We start from the raw sequence: 3,518 nt of genomic DNA, 5'->3' as shown, positions 1-3,518 counted from the left end.
ACCCAAACGACGCTCTCACCCTGATTTTGCAGGCTTCCCCGAATCTCCGACCAAAACATTCGCGCGCCTTTTGGCCTCTGGCCCCCCAATCTTTACGCCGCTTCCCCGAGTTTCTTCTCAGACACTAGTTAGTTAGTTTTCTTGCGATAATACCCCGGAACGGTCAGGCTCGGTTCCCGCCATGAAAAAGCAAATTCCTATTAGTTTATGATCACGCCGAAACAACTTCACCGTGGATTTACTTTGATCGAGCTTCTGGTGGTCATCGCGATCATCGCCATTCTGGCCAGCATGTTATTGCCAGCGCTGGCCAAGGCCAAGGCCAAGGCCACGCAGACGTATTGCCTTAACAACATGAAACAAATCGGCCTCGCCGTGTCGATGTATGCAAGCGATTTCAACGAGAAATTCCCGGCCTGCCGGAGTTGGGGGAAGGCGTGGGGTGACGATCACAAGATCGGCAGCCAGTACCTTTACGAACTTCTGACTCCGTATATGGGCAAGAACACCGGCACGAATCGTGCCGCCAACATCACATTGGCCAAGATGACGCCGCCGAATGCAGGAAGCTATGTATGCCCGGCGGGAATCAAGAGCAAGGATCCCGGCAATCCTGGTTACGCGGGCCTGCTTCGCGACAACGATTTCATCACCTACGTGTGGAACCACGTTTACTTGAAGAAGGACAACTCAACGTACGAAGTCAACCGTCCCGTCAGCGGACGCTCGACGTCGGACGTCGCCAGCCCATCCACGGCCGTGCTCCTTTGGGAAATGCCCTACTGGACCGGACCCACTTCACCACACCACGGCGGAATCAATCTGGTTTTCGCCGACACTCACGCCGGCTGGGAGCGGCGGAATCCGAAAGAGATCGACTGGTGGGCTTACCACAGCCGGCGCGGTTGGGAAGATTCTGATCCGACTGGAATTAAGAAGCCTTAGCAAGTTCACCGAATCTATGGCCGGTCGTCGCGGAGGTTCGTGAATAGCGCGTCAAGTCACGATCACTTGATTCGCAAAGTAAACTTACGACGACACTACGCTGGCTCGCCGTTAAGTTTGCGTGTCCACGCGGCGGCTTCAGGAGGGGCCGGATCGAAGGGATTGAGGAGATTAAGGGTGTCAAGATTATTCTCAGGTGCAGCGAAGTGTCGATGTTTGCAGCAGCGCCAGGAGTAGGTAAGTCAACACTTGCCTTAGCCCTTGCGCTAGTTATTAGTAAGTGGAAAAGAGTAATTTGGTTCCTATTAGTTATTAGTCCGGACAAACATTCCCACGAGTATATCGGGCTTTATTCCATCATCGAGGACATTGACAACAACTTCGCGGAAGAAAGGTTTGGTTCGAAGAAAGGAGCGATCTTCAAGCCAGTCACTCGCGATCCTTTCGCTTACCGAGGCGAGGATTGGGGAAGGTACGAATCCACCTACGATCCCAAAACAGATCTTTCCGAAAAAGAAATCCGGCGCATCATTGATTTCGCCAAACTGGTCACCAACGCCTCGGACACCGAATTCGCCGCGAAGCTCGGTGATTACCTTGATCTCGACGAGTTCGCCCGGTTCATGGCCGTGACGGCGTGGCTTCCGACTCTGGACAGCATCCTGGGGCCGGGGCACAACTACTTCGTTTATTTGCATGCCAAGACGCACAAATTCCAATTCCTGCCTTGGGACCTGGATCATTCCTTTGGCCAATTCGGGATGATGGGCGGGCAGAGCCAAAGCGAGAACTTGAGCATCCACCGTCCGTGGCGCGGGGAAAGCCGGTTCATGGAACGAGTCTTCCAGGTCGGGGCGTTCAAGAAGCTGTATCTGTCCAGGTTTGACGAGTTCAGCAAAACGATTTTCCAGCCCGAACGAGTTCATCGCCTCGTGGATGAAATCGCAGCAGCAATCCGGCCCGCAGTCCGCCAGGAGCCGACGCCAAGACTGGCTCGGTTCGAAAGGTTGGTTGGCGATGCGCTTTCAGACCCGCGCGCTCCGGTGGACTTCTTGATCGGCCCGGGAGGCGAGGCAGACCCACGTTTTCTCGGCGGAGGCGGTTCAGGTCACTAATATCCAATCACCATGTCCCCCTCCACCGACTCGCGGGAAAACCGGGAATTCGCCTCGGAACTGAAGTTCCTGGTTCCGCCCGCGCTTTGCGCCCCCATCCGTGACTGGGCGCGCGCCCGGTTGTCGCCGGACCCGCACGTATCCGCGGACCTGGGCGATGCCTATCACATCACCAGCCTTTACTTCGATACCGAACGATTCGATGTGTTCCACCGCAAAGGGTCGTACGGGCGGAGCAAATATCGGATTCGCCGATATGGCCCAAGCGAATTCGCTTTTTTGGAGCGCAAGCTCAAGACGCGCGGCCTCGTGAGCAAACGCCGTTCGCTCGTCGAGATCGACGCATTGGCGCATCTGGCCGACGGCACGCCCGACCGGGACTGGTTGGGTTTCTGGTACCACCAACGTCTCGTCGCCCGGCGCCTGAAACCCGTCTGTGAAATTGCCTACCGCAGAACCGCTCGAGTGGCTGCGACCAGCGCCGGGCCGATTCGGCTGACCCTGGACGAGGACATTCGCGCGGTGGCCGCGAACCGTGTCGCATTTAACGGTGCGCATGAAGGCTGCTTGCTTTCCAGAGACCACGTCATCCTGGAATTGAAGTTTCGGCTTGAGATGCCGGGCGTGTTCAAAGAGCTGTTGCAGGCTTTTCAACTGAAGCCGCAGGCGCTCTCCAAGTATCGGCTGGCCGCGGTCGCGCTCGGACTGGTTGCGGAAGCTCAACCGGAACAAACGGAGCACACGGAGACCCAAGACCCGGCCAGCGCTCCCTTGGCTGGGCCCGACGGGCAGCGCACGCGCCCCCGTGTGCTCTAGCCCGGCGCCTTCGACGAATAATTCTATCGCTCTCAACCGTCCGACTCAGTGCCACGGTTTCGGCGACGCTCCGGCTGGCGACAAGAGGAAGCGCGCCGAGCAATACTGTGAAAAGGTTCTTGGGAAGATGCCTGTTCCAAAAAGACCTGCACTCGGCCCATGAACTCGGTAGGGCGAGTCCGTCCCGGCGAGCCGCTCGACGCGCTTGGAACACGTCCGACTCGGCTCGCTGGGGACAGGCTCGCCCTACCGTTCGGTTTTGAACCGAAAACCGCGCGGACCGCAGCCTTCAGGCTGCTTCCGCGCACTCTCCGGAGTCCAGCGTTGAAGCGGCCTAAAGGCCACGGTCCGGCGCTCCGGTTCATGGGAAGGCGGATGCTGTGCCCGGAGCCGGGTTGCAGCTCGCCGCAGCTCGCCGGATTGCAGCATTTCGCAGAATCGGGACGTTGGATTCGTTGCCTCACGAACGGTAAACCATCTCACACGATGCCCGAGCGCAGGCAAGCGTTCCCCGGCTAAGGGTCTGTGCAAAAATAAATTCCGGTTTTGCTGGAGGCGATTTCGCTTTCTGGCGAGGCACGACGAAGGAGCATAGCCAGGGCTCTGCGACTGAGGAGAAACGAAGCCAGAAAGCGAAATCGC

4 protein-coding genes are annotated in these 3,518 nt (G+C 57.8%); 3 read left to right on the top strand and 1 reads right to left on the bottom strand.

Features of this window, described 5'->3' with window-relative positions:
• Window positions 1-207: 207 nt before the first annotated feature.
• The 3 genes from FJ398_26820 to FJ398_26810 all read left to right on the top strand — a co-directional run bounded on the left by FJ398_26820 (window position 208) and on the right by FJ398_26810 (window position 2,876).
• Window positions 208-945: a DUF1559 domain-containing protein gene (locus FJ398_26820; protein ID MBM3841495.1), complete on the top strand. Its 738-nt coding sequence runs from the start codon at window positions 208-210 to the stop codon at window positions 943-945.
• A gap of 212 nt (window positions 946-1,157) precedes the next feature.
• Window positions 1,158-2,060: a hypothetical protein gene (locus FJ398_26815; GenBank protein ID MBM3841494.1), complete on the top strand. Its 903-nt coding sequence runs from the start codon at window positions 1,158-1,160 to the stop codon at window positions 2,058-2,060.
• 12 nt (window positions 2,061-2,072) lie between these two features.
• The gene (locus tag FJ398_26810; protein MBM3841493.1) at window positions 2,073-2,876 is read left to right on the top strand and encodes a polyphosphate polymerase domain-containing protein; all 804 of its coding nucleotides are present in this window, start codon (window positions 2,073-2,075) and stop codon (window positions 2,874-2,876) included.
• A gap of 246 nt (window positions 2,877-3,122) precedes the next feature.
• Here FJ398_26810 and FJ398_26805 read toward each other — a convergent pair whose 3' ends face one another.
• Window positions 3,123-3,305 (bottom strand): hypothetical protein, encoded by a 183-nt coding sequence (locus FJ398_26805; GenBank protein ID MBM3841492.1) that lies wholly within the window; start codon window positions 3,303-3,305, stop codon window positions 3,123-3,125.
• Window positions 3,306-3,518: the final 213 nt, after the last annotated feature.

This window comes from Verrucomicrobiota bacterium (genome assembly GCA_016871535.1).
Classification (GTDB): domain Bacteria; phylum Verrucomicrobiota; class Verrucomicrobiia; order Limisphaerales; family SIBE01; genus VHCZ01.
Note: the sequence above shows the minus strand (reverse complement) of the source record. Positions and strands in the feature narration are given on the sequence as shown.

Bases quoted from the DNA above. Each gene is read 5' to 3' on its own strand.
- FJ398_26815 (MBM3841494.1), top strand. From the start codon at position 1,158: ATGTTTGCAGCAGCGCCAGGAGTAGGTAAGTCAACACTTGCCTTAGCC.
- FJ398_26820 (MBM3841495.1), top strand. From the start codon at position 208: ATGATCACGCCGAAACAACTTCACCGTGGATTTACTTTGATCGAGCTT.
- FJ398_26805 (MBM3841492.1), bottom strand. From the start codon at position 3,305: ATGCTGCAATCCGGCGAGCTGCGGCGAGCTGCAACCCGGCTCCGGGCA.
- FJ398_26810 (MBM3841493.1), top strand. From the start codon at position 2,073: ATGTCCCCCTCCACCGACTCGCGGGAAAACCGGGAATTCGCCTCGGAA.